Below are 20,678 nucleotides of genomic sequence, written 5' to 3' on the forward strand. Positions count from 1 at the left end.
CCTTCAAAACTCATAACCTAATGATCTTGATAGCATCTCTTATGAGTTACAAGCTATCTTTTGAAAGGCTTTAAAGGTTCACATGCTTTTTATAAAGCACGTTGTAATCATTCTCTAAATCATAAGTTTATATCTTCAAAAGAACTGATAAAAATTCATAAAAAGGATTTTGATAACGTAATCAGTTGCTTTTCATAAGACACGTTTTAATGACACACTAAAATGATCACTTTTGTCAGTTCAATTTACTGACACATAACTGACAAATATATATTATTAATTGTATTTAAGGTTGTATTTTCGATATAGATTGTATTTTTAAGATATTAACCTATTGAAATATAATATTTTTATTTTTTCTCATTAAAAAAATAATTATAGGGTCTAAAAGGAACTGACAAAACTGACACAACTGACAAAAGCCTATTAAAAGGGATTTTGCTAATCTTTATAATGATAAATCTCTCTTTAGATATTTTCATAAGTGTTTTCATAACAGTCTCTAAATTACAATTATCATATATCTTATTTATCATTTCTCTCATGAAAATGAAAAATGATGCCATGGCTATAAAGCATATAACAGCTATAGAGAATGCGTAAAAATAACAGCCTTATTTGAATAAAGCAAAAATGCAAATTAATGCATTGGTTATAAGAGCGCGGTGCTTATTAAGGTTGTTTAAATTAGAGCCCCTTATAAACAAAATTCACAAAAAAATTAAATTCATTTAGTTACAAAATTGATAGGTTATAAAGTTAAAAATATGCATTATGAGAGCGTTTCTAAATATTATAAATGTATAGATTCAGAAAATACGCAGTCGTTTCACAAAGCCCATAATATAGCTTTAAAAGCACATAAATATAAAAGAAGCAATTAATAGGCATAAGATATTATCAATACACAACGTATTTAAAAAATATCAAAAAAGATAAAATATTGTTTGACAATAAATACGTATTTTGTTATATAAATAATCAAGTGATTGAAAAACACTTTGTGATAAGCGGATAGGCTACGAAACAGCCTTTCCAAAGTCTTTAAAAAACTGGCTATCTTTTATGCTGTGATTAGCATATATGATGATTTTGTCGGGTGTGCTTACATCATACAATACCCTTATGGGAAAAGTGTAAGCAACGGACTTATCACCGTGTTTTTCAACACCCGATGCTTTTATAAGCTGTCAATTGAAAAACAATTTTATGATAAGGTTTTAAATATGACAAATATCTCAAAAAACACCCCCGTTCTCTCTAACATTGCAAATGAAACTGCATCTGTTAATAAACAAGAGCCTGCAAAAAAATATGAATTTATTGATGATTGTGAATATATCGATGGTCATTTCTTAACTCGAATTAGAGCCTTAAGAGATTTTGATGATGTCAAAAAAGGCGATTTAGGGGGGTATATTGAAAATGAAAGCAACTTATCTCATGAAGGTAATTGCTGGGTGTATAATAAAGCTCGGGTCTTTCAAAATGCACGCGTCTTTGGAAATGCTAAAGTAAAAAGCTTTTTTGTTGATGTCTATGGTAATGCGCAAATTTATGGGAATGCTATTTTTGAAGGTATGACATTAAAGGACAATGCAAAACTGTCTGGTAATGCGCATGCTAGCAACGCCGTTGTAATTGAAGGCAATGCACAAATTTATGATAACGCCCGTGTCACTGATCATGCTCATATTTCCGATAATGCTGTCATTTGTGATGATGCTCATGTCGGAGGCAATGCAAAAATAAGTGGCTCTGCTTACATTTGTGATGAATCACGTGTTTTTGATGATGCCGTTATTTGTGATGCTCTTATCTCTGGTTCTTCATATATTCATAGCAATGCCTCTTTAACAGCTAATGAAGATATCTGTGATGATGCATATCCTGAGTTTGGGAGCGAAGATGATTATTATCGTCATGAGTATTATGCTGATTTTGAAGGGTATTATGACGATGATAATGACAGCGAATATGAAAGTGATGCTGCGTAAATGACACGCGCGGGCGCGGCGGGGGCGCCCTCCTTTAAACATCTCATTTAAAAATTTAAATCTCTATAAAGGAATTGTGCTCATGCAAAAGAAGTTTGCACTCACAAATGAAACGCGTGTAATTAATAATCATACCCTTTATCGCATTAAAGCATTAAAAGACTTTGCTGATGTTAAAGCAGGTACTTTAGGGGGCTTTATTGAAAAGGAAGATAACCTCTCTCATGATGGCAATTGCTGGGTGTATGATGAGGCTCTTGTGTTTAAAAATGGTCACGTTTATGAAAATGCAAGAGTTTTTGGCAATGCTGTCACTTGTGGTCATATCTATGGTCATGCGCGGGTTTATGACAATGCTAGGGTTTATGAAAATGCTCGTATAGCAAATAACGTGCATGTTTATGAAAATGCCAATATTCATGGCATTGCTGTTATTCGTGAAAATGTCGGCGGGTCTACTAAAATAAAAACCTATACTGAACGTCTCTCTCCTTATGGTGAATTAGAGATTGTCTGGGTCTAATTAATAAAGCAGCGGCGGGCGCGGCGGGGGCGCCCCTCTTTCAAATTTTCCCATTCCAAATTTTATCAAATGTTTATCACATTAAATTGTGAGGGTATCTCTATGTGCAAAAAATACGAATTAACCAGTGAAATCAAAAAAATCAAACATGCTCTTACTCGAAATATTATAAACCTTTATCGCATTAAAGCTTTAAAAGATTTTGATGATGTACAGGCGGGGTCTTTAGGCGGCTTTATTGAAAAGGAAGTTAACCTATCCCATGATGGTAATTGCTGGGTGTATGATGATGCTTGTGTCTATGGTCATGCAAGAGTGTATGAAAATGCAAAAATACGCCATTTTTCTCAAGTCTGTGGTCAAGTTTATGGCAATGCTGAAGTCTATGGAAAGGCTTTTATCTCTCAATATGCTAAAGTTTATGACCATGCTTTTGTCTATGGCAATGCTCATGTTTATGGCAATGTTTATGGGTATGCTCATGTGAATGGTAGTGCCCGCATTCTTGCTGATGCTCATATTTATGATCATGCGCATGTTTCTTATGATGCTACGGTTTTTAGTTATGCACGCGTCTATGGTCATGCCAAGGTTTGTGGCTCTGCTTGCATTTATAGCCATGCAAAAGTTTATAATTATGCTGTTATTAATGGTCGTGCTAAAATTTATGGCAAGGTTTATGGAAATGCTTGTGTGAGTGGCTCTTGTGAGATTTATGGCTCTGTTTATGGCAATGCTAAAATCTCATATTGTGCAACGATCTGGGGGCGTGTTTATGGCAATGCAAAAATCAATAAAAAAAGCAAAGTAAGGTTGGTTCCAAAAAATTGTGAGGTGTATGAAAGGGATAATGTTGTCAATATAACTGATAAAACAGAATAAAGAACGGCGTGGGGGGCGTGCTTTCTTTATGGTGTATAAACGCATATAAAATGCATTGCTATAAACATCTCATAAAAGATAGCATTCATAAAAAAAAGCCGTGTCAAGTGATATGACGCGGCTTTCAAATAACGATTATAATGATAAAAAATAATCATCCACAATGGAGTAATGAATGCATATATACAAAACGTATCATATTGCAAGCGCTCTATGAGAGATATGAAAACTTATCAAAAGGAATGTAAATGATGCGTTTGATTTTTACTCACTCATTTGAATGAGAAAACCTATAAACGCTTTTTGTTGCTCTCAAACGTATCAAAACGCTCGGTAGCTTTAATAATTCAATCAAAAGCAAATGCATATTCAATAAATATCTGCAAAAAACGTTCTTTTTAGCTTGCAAGCATTGGTTTTTAAAAGCAGCTTTTCATAAGATAAATAAACAAACGCTTTTATAAAATGTAAGGTTTTTAAATTTTTTCTGCTGTGAAAGCTAAATCTTAGTTTTCTCATAAATGAAACGTTCTTAAGAGCAAATGATAACTAAGTTATAACTGTAATAAAAAAGAGTTTTAACGTTTCTTATAAAGATCTCATTTTATGTTTCAAACGTTTAAACGTGCACTTAAAGAGGTTCTCATAAGCGTATTTGTACTTTTCATTAAAACCTAATTTCTTTAAATATTAGCCGGTCCATTTTTGGAGGCATTATCTTAGAATAGAGCATTCTTAAATATTACAGCTTTTGACTCAAAATTGAGTAAAAACCCATACCTTATGATGTTACAATGGTTTTGAAGTTTGTTTGCTTATCTTTGTCTTAATAGCTGCCCCCAAATTTGGAAAGAGCTCATTTGGTTTCGTATTTTTAAACTATAACTTTTAAAACGTTTTTAGTACCAAATCTAAAGTAGATAGTTATTCTACTGCCATGGCATTATTTGCCTCCATTTTTTTGTGGAAGCGAATAGTTCCATTCTTAAAGACTAGCCTGCAATCTATTCATTAAAAGGCTTTTGATTTATAAGATATGACGTTTTGAATTTCATTATCTGTTTATTTTCTACCTCGGTAAAAAAATACCGTGGTTATAAAATCAATCTTGTCTTTAAATCCTTTGTGCAATCTTTATAAATTAAATCTATAAGCTTATAAAAGTTTTAAATGATTACCTTCTTATAGGATACTATAACAACTTTAGATTTTGCGCTCCCCAATTTTGAGGACTGCAAATCTTGTGTTTTTATCATGCGATTAACAATCCAATCTTTAAAACAAGATGTGATCTTTAAACATATGCGGTTTATGTTATCGATAATTTCAAACGACTAAATTTTAAAACAATGTGATTTGTGCTGTGATAAAAACGTATCATAAGATTTATGAACTGTTATAAATGATATCTGCTTTTCATTTCATTTGAATGTTTACATGCGTTATAATATTTACATCATGATTTGCTTTTTATGGTCTATTCATACATGCCAATCTTATATAAAAAATGATCAATTTAGACACGCATAAAAAGATGGATTCTTGAGTGGATTCATATAAAATAATTGCAAACAACATATTGACTTTATTGTGTTTTTTGATATTATATCAAATCTGCCTTTTAGAAAGATGCAAGGTCGAATCAAAAGAAAATATTTTTTTACTTGTTAAGCTTTTTATTCTTCTCAAATCGATTGTACAGTTGTTTTAGAGATTACACAAACAGACTGACACAATAATCTACCTTCATCTAGCAAAAGCTATTACAGCAAGAAAAGTACACGCTTTATTAAGCAAGCAATATCATAAAACGACGAAAATCCTAGCAATGGAGTGGAAAGGCCCGTACTGAATTTATAATAATAGCACCCAACCACGCTTTTTGAAAAGGACAACGCGCCTTAAGATGAAACCCCTACACTAAATCCGTAAGTTCTTATCTTTTTTACTAGAAAATTATATTGATAAAAAATCAACGCATTTTTTCTTAAAACAGTTGTAGCCAATTGACCTTTGTTTTTTTGTTTAGCTTATTTATAGAAGCAACTTGATCGAATGGCATCGGCTTATCAACCATGATAGGACCAATTTCCGGCAATTTAACTGCAACAGTTTTATTACGTTGTTCCTGTTCAACAGCAGCTGCTTTAGCTAATTCTTTTTTGTTCCCTATATTGCGCTGCTCTTTTAACAAAACAGTTTCTCTTTTTTTCGAAACATTCTCCGACGCTAATGAATATGACACGGCGTTTCCTGGAGTATAAGAGGCCATTAAATATGCACCATCATAATAGCCAATGGGTGCTTCAGCGATATATTCCACCTTAACATCTGCTACTCCCTTATCGACATAACCAAGTATTGTCGCAGCTTGCCTTGATAAATCAATGATTCTGTCTTTCATAAAAGGTCCGCGATCATTCACTCTAACAACGATTGAAGATCCATTTCTCAAATTAGTAACACGAGCATAGCTAGGTAAAGGCATTGTAGGATGAGCGGCAGTCAAAAGATTCATGTCATAAATTTCACCATTAGCTGTTAATCGTCCATGAAAGTCTGAACCATACCATGATGCCTCACCAACACGTTTATAAGTTGGATCATTTTGAGGATAATACCACTTTCCTTTTATTTGGTAAGGCTTACCAACAATGGCACGCTCACGTTTTTTTTCTTCCGATTGATTTTTCTTATTTGATACTTGTTTAGGCAGAACAGAAGTATTTACGTCAACAGGTTTATTATGATAAGAATCCCTTATCGAAAGGAATGCAGTTTGGCCTGCACAACAAGACGCCAATAACTGAGAAATGACCATCATAGAGAATAATTGAAGTGTCGGTTTAATGATAGAAGTAAATTTTTTTTTGCTATTTAAAAGCATCTGTTCAGTCCACTTATCCTTTTAAGTACTACTGTAAAACCATGTCACGCCTTCTATATGTGATAGGAAAATTCACATTTTTAAATGATTTTCCTCGCGCATATACTATCTTTGAATTTTTTCTCTATCAAAAAATTAACGCATTGTTAACCTTTTTGTAATTTTCATAAGAAATAAATGTACTATTGTAGATGTAAAAAAAGTAAAAAATAAATAAATCAATATCTTATTGAAAAAATCATCCCATAATATAAACTGTGAATAAGTATGGTGATTTGAACAATTTATTTTATGAATCATGTAACATGATAACTTTAAAAATCAGTCCGTGTTATTGCTAAAATTAACGGTTATGCCTGCTGCGCTAACGCAGGTATAGCCGGATCACAAGCTTAAAGCACTTTTGGGTTGATAAAAGATAGCATGGCATCACTTTGTACCAAGACAGCCGATAAAAAATAATCAGCAGTAGAATTAATCAAAGAACTCCAAAAATGTCCAAAAGTAATCAAAAAGAACTCAATAGAATTAAAGGAATCGAAATCTCTGAACTTTTGTATAACTATTGATTTTATTTGAATTTGGTGAGCGCGCAGGGATTCGAACCCTGGACCTACTGATTAAAAGTCAGTTGCTCTACCAGCTGAGCTACGCGCTCCCACACAAGCTATCTAGTTTGCGGAAAGTGAAAGGAACATACGGTTGACTTTTCATTTGGTCAACACCTTTTGAAAAAAATATTATTATTTTCTCTAGTTATCAATAATTTTCTCTTTTCCCATCATTATATAGCTCCCCTTTATCTTCTTTTTGAAGTCTCAATAAAGGGGGATTCAAAATGCTAAAATTATGAGAAATCCGCAAGCTTCTCCCTCATACATATGAGGTGTTGAGCATAATGAGTAAAGCAAAAGTACTTCTCGCTGTAGATCGTATATCATTTTTATATCGTTACATTTTCTTTTCCAATTTTCAAATATAAATACAGTTTTATAATACAAAATATTGATCTATAATAATTGATCGTTTTATGTATTGAATAAGGGATCTGAATACCTTGGAGATTTTATCATTTCAAATCCTTTTATATTGAAACAATCAAAATCATTTGCTCGACCAATAAAAGTGAGGGAATAAAACTATATAAAAAAAGAAATGAAAATGATACTTATGCCTTCTTTCAATAACTAAAAATTATCGAAACATTAAGAGGATAGCAAAATAATATGATAGTGTTAGCACGTTTGATATAAAAATGCGGCAATCCAATAGATTTTATATTATTCATCACAAAGTCTTGATGAAAGCAAGCACATTGAGAGATACTTTTTTAAACAAATGTACCAATGAGCGACAATAGCATTCTAGAGGGATGACTTTTATTCATGCACAATGGCTATATAATGAAAGCCAATTTATTCTATAAAATAAAGCAGACATAATAATGCAAAATGATTCTCGATACACCTTGAGTGATCAGTTCTATTATTGACAATAATATTTTCTAATTCACTTTTTATATCAGAAATTACAAGATACGTATATATATTTTTAAAAGAAAAAGATACCACTGATCATAAACTTTAGTGTCGAATAATTCAGTTTATTTCAGAGCTATAAAATATTTTTATATATGATGTAATATTAATGTATTTATATAATATATAAATAATATTTTAATAATGTTATTAAATAAATAATTTTATATTTATAATACATTAAATATAAATAAACATATTAACTTCACTTATAAGATCAAAAATAAAGCAAATAATTTTGATTTAGCGAAAAAAATGTAGAATTATTATGTATACACGTATTTTTACTTTATTCCTTTTTATTATTTTGATTGGGACATTGAATGCTGACATGTAAACAATATGAGTTACTCTTGTTTATTCACAATCATATAAAAGAAACAGGAGTTTCTCCTTCTTTTGAAGAAATGAAAAATGCATTAGAACTTTCTTCAAAGTCTGGTATTCATAAGCTTATTATAGCTTTAGAACAAAGAGGTTTTATACGTCGTTTGCCCAATCGTGCGCGTGCAATGGAGGTGATTCGACTCCCTGAGAAAATAACATTCAACCTTTCTTTAGCACGTAAGATTTCTCCCAGTATGATAGAAAAAAATAAAAGAAAAATATCCAAAAACTTGAGTAATTTTGAAGTAGAAGAAAAAAAAAATACCACCATTCCCATTATGGGACGCATTTCTGCGAGCGTTCCTGCTTCTGCTATACTGCAACAAACAAGCACACTTTCTCTTCCACACGATATGGTTAATACAGGTGAGCACTATGCACTAGAAGTTAAAGATAATTCTATGGTGGAGGCTGGTATCCTTGATAAAGATACGATCATTGTGAAACGCCAAAATACAGCAATATCAGGTGAAATTATTGTCGCGTTTATTGATAAAAAAGAGGCAACATTAAAACGTTATCGACGCAAAGGAGCCTCTATTGCATTAGAAGCTGCGAATCCTCACTATGAAGTACGTACATACAAATCCGAGCGTGTAGAGATACAAGGCAAGCTTACTGGACTTATTCGTAAATATTAAATAACAATAATATTAAATAACAATCGCATTTTATATTACGCTATACATACGCCAATAAAATACAGTAAAAAAAACCGTTGGACATTTTTAATATTGTGCCACAAGAAATTGATTTTCTTCTCACTCCTCAAAAGACATCCTCCCCCAATCTGATCTGAGAATAATTCAGATTCTTGTTGAATGAATTCTTTTTTCTCTTCCCTTTTACGCGCTTCACTTACGCAAGGCTTGATAAGTAAGCTTAGAAATATTCATTACACGCTCTAAAGTACTGAATGTTTTAAGGAGTTTGCTTTATATCATCGCTCTCAACGATGGTATTTTACAGTATAATAAGATAAAATCATATGCATGCATAAAATCACGTAAAATATTGTAGAAAAAAATCAAATAAATTTGTAACAGATTGTATTGCATATGTATAAAAATAAAGAACATTTTTTCTTTTTAAGCCAATAAAAGAGTCATTCAATTGTTCATAGTCATTATAGGATTATTATGGTCGCACCTCGTATTAGTTTTGTCTCTCTCGGATGCCCAAAAGCACTCGTAGATTCTGAGCGAATTATTACACGCCTTCGCTCTGAAGGGTATGAGATTTCACGTCAACATCAAGGAGCTGATGTCGTTATTGTGAATACCTGTGGTTTTCTTGACTCGGCAAGGAGAGAATCATTAGCCAATATTGATGAAGCTCTTAAAAAAAATGGAAAAGTTATTGTAACAGGGTGTCTTGGTGCTGATCCTGATGCTATTCGCCAAACATATCCTAATGTATTGGCTATTACAAAACCGCAAGCTTATGAAAGCGTTATAGAAGCTGTTCATACAGCAATTCCCCCTGTTCATGATCCTTTTCTTGATTTAGTTCCTCCCCAAGGTATTCGTTTAACTCCTCGCCATTATGCCTACTTAAAGATTTCTGAAGGATGCTCTAATCGGTGTAGTTTTTGTATCATACCTACTTTGCGTGGTGATCTCACTTCACGTCCCATCAGCGATGTTCTTCGTGAAGCTGAAAAACTCGTGCAAGCGGGTGTAAAAGAACTTTTGGTTATTTCACAAGATACGAGTGCTTATGGTGTTGATCTTAAATATCTCGAAAATTCTTGGAAAGATCGTACAATCAAAACCAAATTCTTTGATCTTTGTCGCGAACTAGGCGATATGGGTATTTGGGTACGTATGCATTACGTTTATCCTTATCCCCATGTTGATGAAGTTATCGAACTTATGGCTGCAAAAAAAATTCTTCCTTATCTGGATATACCTTTTCAGCATGCATCACCGACTGTTTTGCGTCATATGAAGCGTCCCGCACTTATGGAAAAAACAAACCGTAGAATTGAAAAATGGCGAAAAATATGTCCAGATCTTACTTTGCGATCAACATTTATAGTTGGTTTTCCTGGTGAAACGAATGAAGATTTTAATATACTTCTAGAATGGCTAGAAGAAGCAAAAATTGAACGCGCTGGGTGCTTTAAATATGAAGAAGTAAAAGGAGCTGCCGCAAATGATTTGGGATTAAAAAATATTCCTGAAGAGGTGAAAGAAAACCGCTGGCATCGTTTTATGGCAAAACAACAACAAATTTCTACACATCTTTTAAAGAAAAAAATTGGAAAAAGACTCCGAGTGCTTATCGATGAAAGTCAAGGAAAAGTTGCCAAAGGACGTAGTCAATACGATGCTCCAGAAATAGATGGTGTTGTCCATATATCATCACGACGTCCACTGCGTGTTGGTGAATTTGTCACTGTTAAAATCGAACAATCGGATGCCTATGACCTTTATGGTATAGCAGTTTAAAAAATTAACTCCTTCCCTGTCCTCAATGATGAAGATTTCTATTAGCATCGGTTTATAAAAAGATCAGCTACCCACAATCGAACTTGATCACTTATATAGCTTACTTCATGAAAATTTACGAGCAATCTTTGCTCTGAATGTTTGCTATACACTCCCAAAATACCAAGCAGTTATATATTCTCTTAATTTAATACCTTATAAATGAGCTTTAAATGACGGTGACGGCGGCGCAAAAGAATAAAATCCACAAGGTTTCCCATTTTTAATTAACAAAAGAGCAAATCGACAGCCGTACTATTTTTTCATTTTTCATATTACGACAGTCATTGGTTAGTGAAAGGAAACTTTTTTCAAGAGTGTTTTATGCACACAAGAATTTCCTTTGTGATATGCAAACGGATGTTTTTTATGGATGCAATATAAGAGAATTTGAAACAAAACAATCTGACGATATTTAAATGAAAAAAATAAATTATCATTATAAATAAGTCTCTTATCTTAAACTCTTTAAACTTATTTTTTTAATATCTAATTTTTATTAACACGTTTTAAAATCAAAGAATTTCTTATCAAGCAAATGACTTGGGCGCACATTTGTTAAAGCGCGAATCATCGTATCTTTACGTCCTGGCATTTGTTTTTCAATGTTTTTCAGCATTTCTTTCATTGCATTACGTTGTAACCCATCTTGACTGCCGCAAAGATTACAAGGAATAATTGGGAATTGCATTGCTTGAGAAAATTTTTCCATATCTTCTTCAGCAGCATAGACAAGAGGACGTAATACAAAAAGATCACCTTCATCATTTTTAAGTTTTCCAGGCATAGCGGCTAATCGACCACCATGAAACAAATTCATGAAAAACGTTTCCAAAACATCATCACGATGATGACCTAAAACTAATGCAGAACAGCCCTCCTCACGTGCAATGCGATAGAGATTTCCTCGTCGTAAACGAGAACAAAGGGAACAATATGTCTGCGTCTTTGCCAATTTATCTGTAACAATGGAATAAGTATCCTGATATTCAATACGATAGGGAATTTTATAAGAACTTAAAAAGTCTGGAAGAATATGTTTCGGGAATCCTGGTTGTCCTTGATCAAGATTACAAGCAAGAATTTCAATGGGTAAAAGACCACGCCATTTTAAGTCTAAAAGAAGCGCTAATAAACCATAAGAGTCTTTTCCACCCGATAAAGCGACAAGCCATTTTTTTCCCGTAGAGAGCATAGAAAAATCATCCAAAGCCTGCCGCATATGACGCAAAAGCCGTTTGCGCAATTTATTAAATTCTACGCTGGAAGGAGCAACCCGAAATATTGGATGACATTCATCTGCTTCTCTTTCCAAAAGATCATCTCTCTCTTCGTTTTCTTTTATTGCCTGATATTCAACTGAAACATCATTCATAATACCATATCCTGCACAAGTAATAGCTCGTTTTGCAAAGACAGAAACAAATATAAAGTAAACTTACATTTATGTTTTTTGAATTTATAAAATTAGATACATAAAAAAGAAATGGAACTATATAAGTTTATCGCTCTAAAACATAGCAATAAACTTAATATAGAACCATTCACAAAAAACACTTGTTAACTTCAAAGATTATAAAAAACACACTATTTTGAAGTTATAATCACAGAAAGAGGAAAACATGTTTCCTCATAAAAAATTATCGAGAATAAAATTCAACAACCAAATTAGGTTCCATTTGCACAGCATAAGGAACATCTGCAAAAGCAGGAATACGTGTAAAGGTTGCTTTCATCTGTTTATGATCAGCTTCAATATAATCAGGGACATCACGTTCTGCCAATTGTACTGCTTCTAAAACTAAAACAAGTTGTTTTGATTTTTCCCGAACCTCAATAACATCACCAGGCTTACAACGATAAGATTGAATATTTGTACGCCGCCCATTTACGTTAACATGACCGTGGTTGATAAATTGACGAGAAGCAAAAATTGTAGGTACAAATTTTGCGCGATAGACGACAGCATCCAAACGTGACTCTAACAGACCGATAAGATTTTCACCAGTATCCCCCCGTCGACGAGCGGCTTCTTCATAAGTTTTATGAAATTGCTTTTCTGAAATATCTCCATAAAACCCTTTCAGCTTTTGTTTAGCGCGCAACTGCACCCCATAGTCAGAAAGTTTTCCTTTACGACGCTGTCCATGCTGACCTGGACCATAATCACGACGATTGACGGGAGATTTTGGACGACCCCAAATATTTTCTCCCATACGACGGTCAATTTTATACTTTGTTGTTTCGCGTTTACTCATCGCATTTCCTTTAAAATAAAACACGAGATCTTAAGACCCCAAGGAAACGCGCCCTCCTCTGCCTTTAAATACTAAAGACTGACAGAATACCTTAACATATCAATATGCAAAGTTATCCACGGGACACGTCAATTAATGCCATTTTCTTGAAAGAAAAAGCTGGAACAATTTTATTGATCTCGTATCCCAAAGTCAACTCTTTTCATGAGTTTTAAGCCAAATCCTTTTAATAAACGCTCCGTTGAAGAAGTGACCTTTTTTGATGTTAGCAACACAAAATCTTGATATTTCTTTACAGGTTGCTGCTGTATTTTTTCCGACAATGGCAATAATGATCTGGTATGTTTAGCGATAGCCTTTGCTGGATCAATCCATTTAACGGACCATAAAGCTTGTTCACGAAAGAAGCTAATCAAAAAAGGATAATGTGTGCAGGCTAAAACAATAATATCAGTATATTTGCCATTTTTTTCCACAAAACATGGAAGGATTTCTTTCTTTATCTCTTTCGAATCGATAGATTTTCCCCGTAAATAATTTTCAGCAAATCCAGCAAGCTTTTCACTTCCCACAAGCTGAACATGACACTGTCCAGCAAAAGAGTTGATTAATTCATTTGTATAAGCACGTTTAACTGTTCCAGGGGTTGCTAATACGGAAATAAAACCAGATTTCGTCTGTTCAGCAGCTAATTTAATTGCAGGAACCGTTCCTACAAAAGGAACATGAGGAAAATTTTGTCGTAAATCTGCCATCATCAGTGTAGAAACAGTATTGCAAGCAATGACACATAAGGCGGGATTATAACGTGTTAAAAGATTTGTAAAAATCTTTAAAATATGGTCTTTCAAAACATTTTCTTCCCAATTGCCATAAGGGAATCCCGCATCATCAGCCACATAAATAAATTGCCTTTCAGGGATAAGAACACGCACTTCCCTTAAGACAGTTAAACCACCAATACCACTATCAAAAAAAAGAACAGGCTGTTCATCCATCAGTTTTCACACTTGTTTGTAATTTTTTACGGTCGCGCTCTTTAGGTGCTCCACTTCCCCGTGGATATTGTGGTGAAAAATAATCCAGTGAAGATATAACGCCCCGCAATAAACGAACCTCAGGTTCACTAAAGTTAGCACGCGTAAAAACAGAGCGTAAATTTGCAAGCATCACTTCTTTGCGTTCTGGGGGTCTAAAATATCCACGAATATCCAAAGCCTCTTCTAACTGAGATAAAAAACCATGAAATATTGTTTTATTTGCAGGTTCCATCTCTGCGGCACGAAATGCCGTATCGTTGACATTCTCTAGACCTGTTTTCATCCATTCGTAAGACATTAAAAGAACCGCTTGCGCAATATTGAGAGATGCAAAAGCAGGATTAACTGGAAAAGTGATGATTTCATCAACAAGGCTGATTTCATCATTTTCTAGTCCCCATCTCTCTCTTCCAAAGACAATACCTGTCTTATGTCCGATACTTTCACGCTGACGTAATACGCTTGCTGCTTCGACAGCACTTTTTACAGTTTTAAATCCACATCTTTCACGCGCTGTTGTGGCAAAAACATAGTGTAAATCTGCAATTGAATCACGCAATGTATCAAAAATCACAGCGTTGTTAATGACATGATCAGCTTTACTTGCAGCAGCTCTAGCTTTTTCATTTGGAAACATTTCTCGAGGATTGACTAATCGAAGCTTAGAAAGCCCAAAATTTGCCATTGCCCTTGCGACCATACCAATATTTTCAGGAAGCTGCGGTTCAACTAAAATAATAACGGGACCATTTGTTAAATTTTCACGATTCTTATTCGTTCCTGCCATCAATACTCCCTAATTGCACTTACTTATGCTCCATTCGCTGTTTTTTTAAAAGCAATCTTCTTCAAAGTACACCAATGCTTGTTAATAATAAATTTTAAAAGCCATTCAAAGTAGACTATGGAGTTTATACAATTTATATAAGATATCGTAACATTTTTTACATTAATTTTATCTTGTTTAGTAGGTGACAACTCCTACCCGTCATAATCTCAGTTGAATTATGAAATCATAAATCCTAAAAAAGGAATATGTATTTTATTCCCAAACTTTTTCCTGCAAAGCTTATCCGTCGTTATAAACGTTTTCTTGCGGATGTTAAACAAGATGATCAACATGTTTTCACCGTGTCGGTCCCTAATACAGGATCAATGCTTGGATTAACAGCTTCCAACTCCAATATTTGGCTTTCATATCATAACAACAGCAAGCGAAAATATGCCTATCAATTAGAAATTGTTGAAGCCGATAATACTTTGGTTGGCATTAGTACCACTTTACCTAATAAACTCGCACTAGAAGCAATTCAAAACGGATTACTACCAGAATTAAGTGGGTATAAAACAATCTTAAAAGAACAACGCTATGGGATACAATCACGAATTGACTTTCTTTTACGTGATGACATTCTTCCTGATTGTTACCTAGAAGTTAAAAATGTTCATTTTATTCGTCAAAAAGGATTAGCAGAATTTCCTGATACAGAAACAAAACGTGGTGCACGTCACCTTGAAGAACTTATAGGGGTTGTACAACAAGGAAAACGAGCAGCTATGCTTTATATTATTCAACGAGAAGATTGCTCAGCTTTTACAATTTGTCATGATCTTGATCCACTCTATGGACGTAAGTTTGATTTAGCATTAAAATCAGGAGTAGAATGTTATGCTGTAAAGTGTCATGTAAGTGTAGAAGGCATTTTTCCGATTCAGAGAGTGAAAATAGAAAACAGAAGAAACAATGACTGAGTATATTGAATATAATGAAATACCTTTAAAATTTAATGGGAAAATCCGCATTTTTGATGATTATGCTTTTGCTAAAATGCGTGAAGTTGGTCGTATTGCTGCAGAATGCCTTGATGCGCTTACGGATATTATTAAGCCAGGTGTTACTACGCAAGAAATAGATGATTTTGTATTCATTTTTGGTGCTAAGCGAGGAGCTCTTCCTGCTGATTTAAATTATCATGGATACAGCCATTCATGCTGTACATCCATCAATCACGTTGTTTGTCATGGTATTCCCAATAAAAGACCCTTGCAAGAAGGCGATATTGTGAATGTTGATGTAACCTTTATCCTTGATGGTTGGCATGGAGATTCAAGTCGAATGTATCCTGTTGGAAAAATCAGACGTGCTGCAGAACGCCTTTTACAAATAACCTATGAAAGTCTTATGAAAGGAATTGCTGTTGTTAAGCCTGGAGCAACCACAGGTGATATTGGTGCTGCTATTCAACAGTATGCAGAATCTGAACGGTGCTCAATTGTGAGAGATTTTTGCGGACATGGTATCGGTCAGCTTTTTCATGATGCACCCAATATCCTCCATTATGGAAACCCTGGAGAAGGAGTCGAATTAAAACAAGGTATGATGTTTACAATTGAGCCTATGATTAACCTTGGTAAGCCACAAGTTAAGATTTTATCTGATGGTTGGACTGCCGTTACCCGCGACCGCTCTTTGACAGCACAATATGAACATACAATTGGTGTCACAAATGAGGGGTGTGAAATATTTACACAATCTCCTAAAAATATTTTTTATATTCCCAATTCGTATACCTAATGCACTGTAGAGATGTTATGGCTAAAAAATTAAATCAAAAGGAAGATATTCAAAGTAATCACTTTGCATTAACATCAAGTTTTCCACTCATCCCAGTATCTGAAAGAAAAAGTAAAGAGCCTGAGAAAAACACACAGCTTCATAAACATTATCAAGGACATCGTGAACGTCTTCGGAAACGCTATTTAAAGTCAAAAGGAAATGCAATTGAAGATTATGAATATCTTGAATTATTGCTTTTTCGCACAATCCCCCGCGCAAATACAAAACCCATAGCTAAAAATTTGATAGCACGTTTTGGTTCATTAGCTGATGTATTGGGAGCTGATATTCACCGGCTTCAAGAAGTTCAAGGATGTGGTCCCGCAACTGCAATTGATTTAAAAATTATCTCAGATGTTGCTGGACGTCTTGCTCGTGCACAATTATTTAAACGCGATATTTTTTCATCATGGGATAAAGTGTTAGCTTATTGTAAAGCTGTTATGGCTCACGAAACCCGTGAACAATTTCGTATTTTATTTCTTGATAAGAAAAACGGCTTACTTGCTGATGAGGTGCAACAAACTGGAACTATTGATCATACTCCTGTTTATCCTCGTGAAGTTATTTCTCGAGCTTTAGAGTTATCCGCATCAGGATTGATTTTAGTCCACAATCACCCTTCTGGCGATTCCACACCATCTGACGCAGATATAACAATGACATACAGATTAAAAGACGCAGCAAATGCATTAGGCATTACTATCCACGATCACCTTATTATCGCACGAAATAACCACACGAGCTTTAAAGCATTAAAGCTTATATAAACCTTATAGGATGAAAAAAGGCTTCATTCAACAATGAATAACGAATCAATTTTCTAAATCAATATCTAATATAGCCATTGAAAAATTATAGGACAGCTCATCTTCATCTTCATCTCGATAAATAATACCTAAAAACTCATCCCCCATATAAACCTCACAAGAATCATCTTTCTTAGGCCGTGCTTTGACGTGCAATGCTGAGTTTTGGAATATATTTTTTAAATAATTATTAAGTTTTTTTATTTCATCAGCATTCACTATACTCTCCTATTTTTTGAGACAATTAAAACAATTGCGTGTCATGCAAATAAGACACACCTATGATTCTATAAAGTTAGTAAAAAAGCTTAATCTGAATATTCACTTAATATTACATATATTTACACTGCTTTTTATACATTCATAAAAAACTTCTACAAAAGGAATCCTCATTATTAAATATACCCGTATAAATTAAAAAACGGCAGAAAATTGTATATTTTTAATAATTTTACTTTATTTCTAATTTTAGCATCTGCATTTACAGATTCCTATTCGGGAGAAAAATTGATCAACCATTTATAGTTTTGTTCCTTCTATAAAAAATTCAAAGAACAAAACTTTTTTATTTAAAGCTACAGTTTTTAGCAAAAAACATTATTATATCATTAAAAAATAATTCTTTTTAACGACTTTTTAAAGTAGATATTGTCTAACCTTAGAAGAATTACATCTCTAAAAAATATACAAAATAAGTTAATAAGAGTTCATTTTTCTCTCCATTTTTATAAAAATTCATTTCACAATGGGAAATTTTTAAATAAGCTTTCAGTTTATATAGAAGAATATTAGGTATTTTTGTAAATACTAAAACCTATGAAGAATGCTTATTTTATAGGATAACGAGAAAGAAAATCGATAACTCCTTTTTTATAAACTTTATCGCCTACAGCAAGCATATGATCACGACCAGGAATTGATAAAGCTTCACCACAAGGCAACAAAGCTGCTAATGGTTCTGCAGCGCCACCAATTTCATCTAATGAACCAACGGCAACAAGTGCAGGTTGTTCGATTTTGTAAATTTCAGATGCCGTTAACTCCTGTTTTGATGTGATAATACAAGCAGCCAGAGCACGTCTATCGCTTTTCGTTTGATCAGCAAATTTACGGAACATTAAACCGCGCGTATTGGTAATGGTAGAAATATCTTCCGCTAAAAGAGCTTCAGCCACAGGCTCCCAATTTCCTGCTCCCGTTACCATACCAATACCTAAACCACCAAAAATAACGCTGTTCACATATGTTGGATGCAAAAGAGCCATAAAAGCACTAATACGAGCTCCCATAGAATATCCCATAACATGGGCTTTAGATAACTCTAAATGCTGTAGTAACTTTATCGCATCACCAGCCATAGCTTGAGGTGTATAAAAAGCAGGATCATAACTTTTAACTGAATCTCCGTGACCGCGATTATCAAGAGCAATAACACGATATCCTGCTTCCGTGAGAATACGAAACCAACCTGTCGCATACCAATTCACCCGTGCAGAAGATCCAAAACCATGGATCAACAAAACAGGAGCGCCTTGCCCTTCTTCTCGATAAGCAAATCGCAAACCATCATATTCAAAAAAACGAATATCTTCAGCGGTCATTTTTTATTGCACTTTCCACAAAGTACAGGATGAATAACACGTTGCCCTTTTTGTATCTGTTTTTCAGAAACTTCACCAGCATTAATTTCAAGTGCAAAAGCTGCAGGAACTCCTGAGGAAATAGTGTTTGTTGAAAATGGAGAAGTATTTTCAATAATCGATACAATAATTCCCTCAGAGTTTAAAAAAATCATATCTAAAGGTAAAGGTGTATTTGCCATCCACATAAAAAACTTCTGCTCATCTCCCGATAGATAACCTTTTTGCTGCTTAAAGAGCATTGCACGATCGCGTGGAAAATCAGTCCGATACATTAAACCAGCTGCTGCTTGAGATGGCGTAAAAGCAAGCTCTACCTTATAATAAATCGCACCTTGCTTTGTATGTATTTCTAAAGGAATTGGATGAACGGGAATCTCTATGGGATTCTTTGCTAAAACAATATGCACGTTTAACATAAAAAGTATCGCCAATAAAATGATATGCTCTTTTTTAAAAGGCTTTAACATTCTTGTCTCCACCACAGAAAAATTTCAAACTTTGTTTCTAAAATAAAAAGTGCTAAAAAATCAAAAAAAAGAGAGCTGTTTCATTGTTTTTCTCTATTTTTTCTCAACACAATAGGCGCAATTCTTCCATTTGGTTTATCGATTCACGAGAGTCATATTTTCTTGAAATATATTTACCTCTCTAGCTTTTTATGCAATAATCACCTTTAAAAAACACAGAAAACATACTGATTTTACTAGTGAAATTCAATGCACAATAATTTAATGCGTAGAAAAAGGAATACCTATATCTGGATAAATTTCTGCTGTCATTAAACCTTTTTCCCCTTTTCCAAAACGCACAAGAACAACTTGGCCCGAACGAAGCTCTGCTAAACCAAAACGGCGCAACGTCTCCATATGAATAAAAATATCTTCTGTTCCTTGTCCACGGCTAAGAAAACCGAAACCTTTATCACGATTAAACCATTTAACAATTGCACGTTCTAGGCCACTTTCTGGAGTCACAACAACATGGGTACGGGCTGGAACTTCTGATGGGTGAACAGCTGAAGAACAATCTATGGATTTCACCTGAACGCACTTTAATCCTCGTTCAGTTTTTTCCACAGCACAAATAACTTTAGCTCCTTCCATCGCTGTTTGAAAACCATCCCGTCGCATTACTGTAACATGCAATAATATATCGGGAAAATGAGGTAAATCAGGTACAATAAATCCATACCCCTTACTACCATCAAACCACTTAATGACACCACTTATTTCAATAATCTCTCCACAAGCACCTATACTCTCCTCAGATAGGGAACAATCCTTTAATGCATCCTTACTCGTCATAATAACGTGATCCTGTAGCTTTTATAAATTGTACGATATTGATTCTCTAAGTTTAAGTAAACATTGCTCTTGTACCAACACGCAAGTCCCAAGATAAGATTTCCCCATATTGTCGTATCTTCTATGTTAACATCAGAGAATATCAACATGAATATTTATAAAACTATTTGATTGTACGCTTTATATATCTTACAAAGAATGCCCTACAAAAGAGATCATATAAAAGGTTTTTTTACATAATGATATTTTCATTAATGTGTAACTTGCATGATGAAGAAGTTCAATATAAGGTGCAAAAACG

At 33.9% G+C, this 20,678-nt stretch carries 17 protein-coding genes and 1 tRNA gene; 8 read left to right on the plus strand and 10 right to left on the minus strand.

Going from position 1 to position 20,678, the window contains the following annotated elements:
* Window positions 1–1,226 precede the first annotated feature (1,226 nt).
* From ACFIM1_RS06530 to ACFIM1_RS06540, 3 genes are all read left to right on the plus strand, one after another.
* Window positions 1,227–1,997 (plus strand): hypothetical protein, encoded by a 771-nt coding sequence (locus tag ACFIM1_RS06530; protein ID WP_375609543.1) that lies wholly within the window; start codon window positions 1,227–1,229, stop codon window positions 1,995–1,997.
* Window positions 1,998–2,079: 82 nt separating this feature from the next.
* Window positions 2,080–2,520, plus strand: coding sequence for a hypothetical protein (locus ACFIM1_RS06535; protein WP_375609542.1), 441 nt, complete (start codon window positions 2,080–2,082; stop codon window positions 2,518–2,520).
* Window positions 2,521–2,622: 102 nt separating this feature from the next.
* Complete coding sequence (locus tag ACFIM1_RS06540) at window positions 2,623–3,402, plus strand: hypothetical protein (protein WP_375609541.1); 780 nt, start codon at window positions 2,623–2,625, stop codon at window positions 3,400–3,402.
* Between the two features lie 1,987 nt (window positions 3,403–5,389).
* Here the strand turns inward: ACFIM1_RS06540 and ACFIM1_RS06545 are convergent.
* Window positions 5,390–6,289 (minus strand): septal ring lytic transglycosylase RlpA family protein, encoded by a 900-nt coding sequence (locus tag ACFIM1_RS06545; protein WP_375609540.1) that lies wholly within the window; start codon window positions 6,287–6,289, stop codon window positions 5,390–5,392.
* Between the two features lie 582 nt (window positions 6,290–6,871).
* Window positions 6,872–6,947 (minus strand) — tRNA-Lys (locus tag ACFIM1_RS06550).
* A 1,203-nt stretch (window positions 6,948–8,150) separates the two neighbouring features.
* Between ACFIM1_RS06550 and lexA the strand changes: the two genes are divergently transcribed.
* Window positions 8,151–8,855, plus strand: a complete 705-nt coding sequence (gene lexA / locus ACFIM1_RS06555) for a transcriptional repressor LexA (RefSeq protein WP_375609539.1) — start codon at window positions 8,151–8,153, stop codon at window positions 8,853–8,855.
* A gap of 498 nt (window positions 8,856–9,353) precedes the next feature.
* Window positions 9,354–10,667 carry a 30S ribosomal protein S12 methylthiotransferase RimO gene (gene rimO / locus ACFIM1_RS06560; RefSeq protein ID WP_375606880.1) on the plus strand — a complete coding sequence of 438 codons (1,314 nt, stop codon included), beginning with the start codon at window positions 9,354–9,356 and terminating at the stop codon, window positions 10,665–10,667.
* A 538-nt stretch (window positions 10,668–11,205) separates the two neighbouring features.
* Here rimO and ttcA read toward each other — a convergent pair.
* The 4 genes from ttcA to ACFIM1_RS06580 all read right to left on the minus strand — a co-directional run bounded on the left by ttcA (window position 11,206) and on the right by ACFIM1_RS06580 (window position 14,791).
* On the minus strand, window positions 11,206–12,081 hold the full coding sequence (ttcA, locus tag ACFIM1_RS06565) for a tRNA 2-thiocytidine(32) synthetase TtcA (RefSeq protein WP_375610372.1): 876 nt from the start codon (window positions 12,079–12,081) through the stop codon (window positions 11,206–11,208).
* Window positions 12,082–12,346: 265 nt separating this feature from the next.
* Window positions 12,347–12,964: a 30S ribosomal protein S4 gene (rpsD, locus tag ACFIM1_RS06570; protein ID WP_375606882.1), complete on the minus strand. Its 618-nt coding sequence runs from the start codon at window positions 12,962–12,964 to the stop codon at window positions 12,347–12,349.
* Window positions 12,965–13,134: 170 nt separating this feature from the next.
* Window positions 13,135–13,962 (minus strand): glutamate racemase, encoded by an 828-nt coding sequence (gene murI / locus ACFIM1_RS06575; RefSeq protein WP_375606883.1) that lies wholly within the window; start codon window positions 13,960–13,962, stop codon window positions 13,135–13,137.
* A complete protein-coding gene (locus tag ACFIM1_RS06580; protein ID WP_375609537.1) occupies window positions 13,955–14,791 on the minus strand; it encodes an RNA methyltransferase in 837 nt (278 codons plus the stop codon). The genes murI and ACFIM1_RS06580 overlap by 8 nt, the downstream gene beginning before the upstream one ends.
* Window positions 14,792–15,039: 248 nt before the next feature.
* Between ACFIM1_RS06580 and sfsA the strand changes: the two genes are divergently transcribed.
* The 3 genes from sfsA to radC are packed head-to-tail and all read left to right on the plus strand — an operon-like array spanning window position 15,040 to window position 17,391.
* The gene (gene sfsA / locus ACFIM1_RS06585; protein WP_375609536.1) at window positions 15,040–15,756 is read left to right on the plus strand and encodes a DNA/RNA nuclease SfsA; all 717 of its coding nucleotides are present in this window, start codon (window positions 15,040–15,042) and stop codon (window positions 15,754–15,756) included.
* The gene (map, locus tag ACFIM1_RS06590; protein ID WP_375606886.1) at window positions 15,749–16,579 is read left to right on the plus strand and encodes a type I methionyl aminopeptidase; all 831 of its coding nucleotides are present in this window, start codon (window positions 15,749–15,751) and stop codon (window positions 16,577–16,579) included. Before sfsA ends, map begins: the two co-directional genes overlap by 8 nt.
* A 17-nt stretch (window positions 16,580–16,596) precedes the next feature.
* Window positions 16,597–17,391 (plus strand): DNA repair protein RadC, encoded by a 795-nt coding sequence (gene radC / locus ACFIM1_RS06595; protein ID WP_375606887.1) that lies wholly within the window; start codon window positions 16,597–16,599, stop codon window positions 17,389–17,391.
* Between the two features lie 45 nt (window positions 17,392–17,436).
* Here the strand turns inward: radC and ACFIM1_RS06600 are convergent, their stop codons facing one another.
* The 4 genes from ACFIM1_RS06600 to ACFIM1_RS06615 all read right to left on the minus strand — a co-directional run bounded on the left by ACFIM1_RS06600 (window position 17,437) and on the right by ACFIM1_RS06615 (window position 20,377).
* The gene (locus tag ACFIM1_RS06600) at window positions 17,437–17,649 is read right to left on the minus strand and encodes a DUF3126 family protein (RefSeq protein WP_375606888.1); all 213 of its coding nucleotides are present in this window, start codon (window positions 17,647–17,649) and stop codon (window positions 17,437–17,439) included.
* Between the two features lie 608 nt (window positions 17,650–18,257).
* On the minus strand, window positions 18,258–19,031 hold the full coding sequence (locus ACFIM1_RS06605) for an alpha/beta fold hydrolase (RefSeq protein ID WP_375606889.1): 774 nt from the start codon (window positions 19,029–19,031) through the stop codon (window positions 18,258–18,260).
* The gene (locus ACFIM1_RS06610) at window positions 19,028–19,540 is read right to left on the minus strand and encodes a DUF192 domain-containing protein (RefSeq protein WP_375609535.1); all 513 of its coding nucleotides are present in this window, start codon (window positions 19,538–19,540) and stop codon (window positions 19,028–19,030) included. The genes ACFIM1_RS06605 and ACFIM1_RS06610 overlap by 4 nt, the downstream gene beginning before the upstream one ends.
* Window positions 19,541–19,801: 261 nt before the next feature.
* A complete protein-coding gene (locus ACFIM1_RS06615) occupies window positions 19,802–20,377 on the minus strand; it encodes a cold-shock protein (RefSeq protein ID WP_375606891.1) in 576 nt (191 codons plus the stop codon).
* Window positions 20,378–20,678 lie beyond the last annotated feature (301 nt).

The organism is Bartonella sp. AC158YNML (assembly GCF_042196725.1).
Classification (GTDB): domain Bacteria; phylum Pseudomonadota; class Alphaproteobacteria; order Rhizobiales; family Rhizobiaceae; genus Bartonella.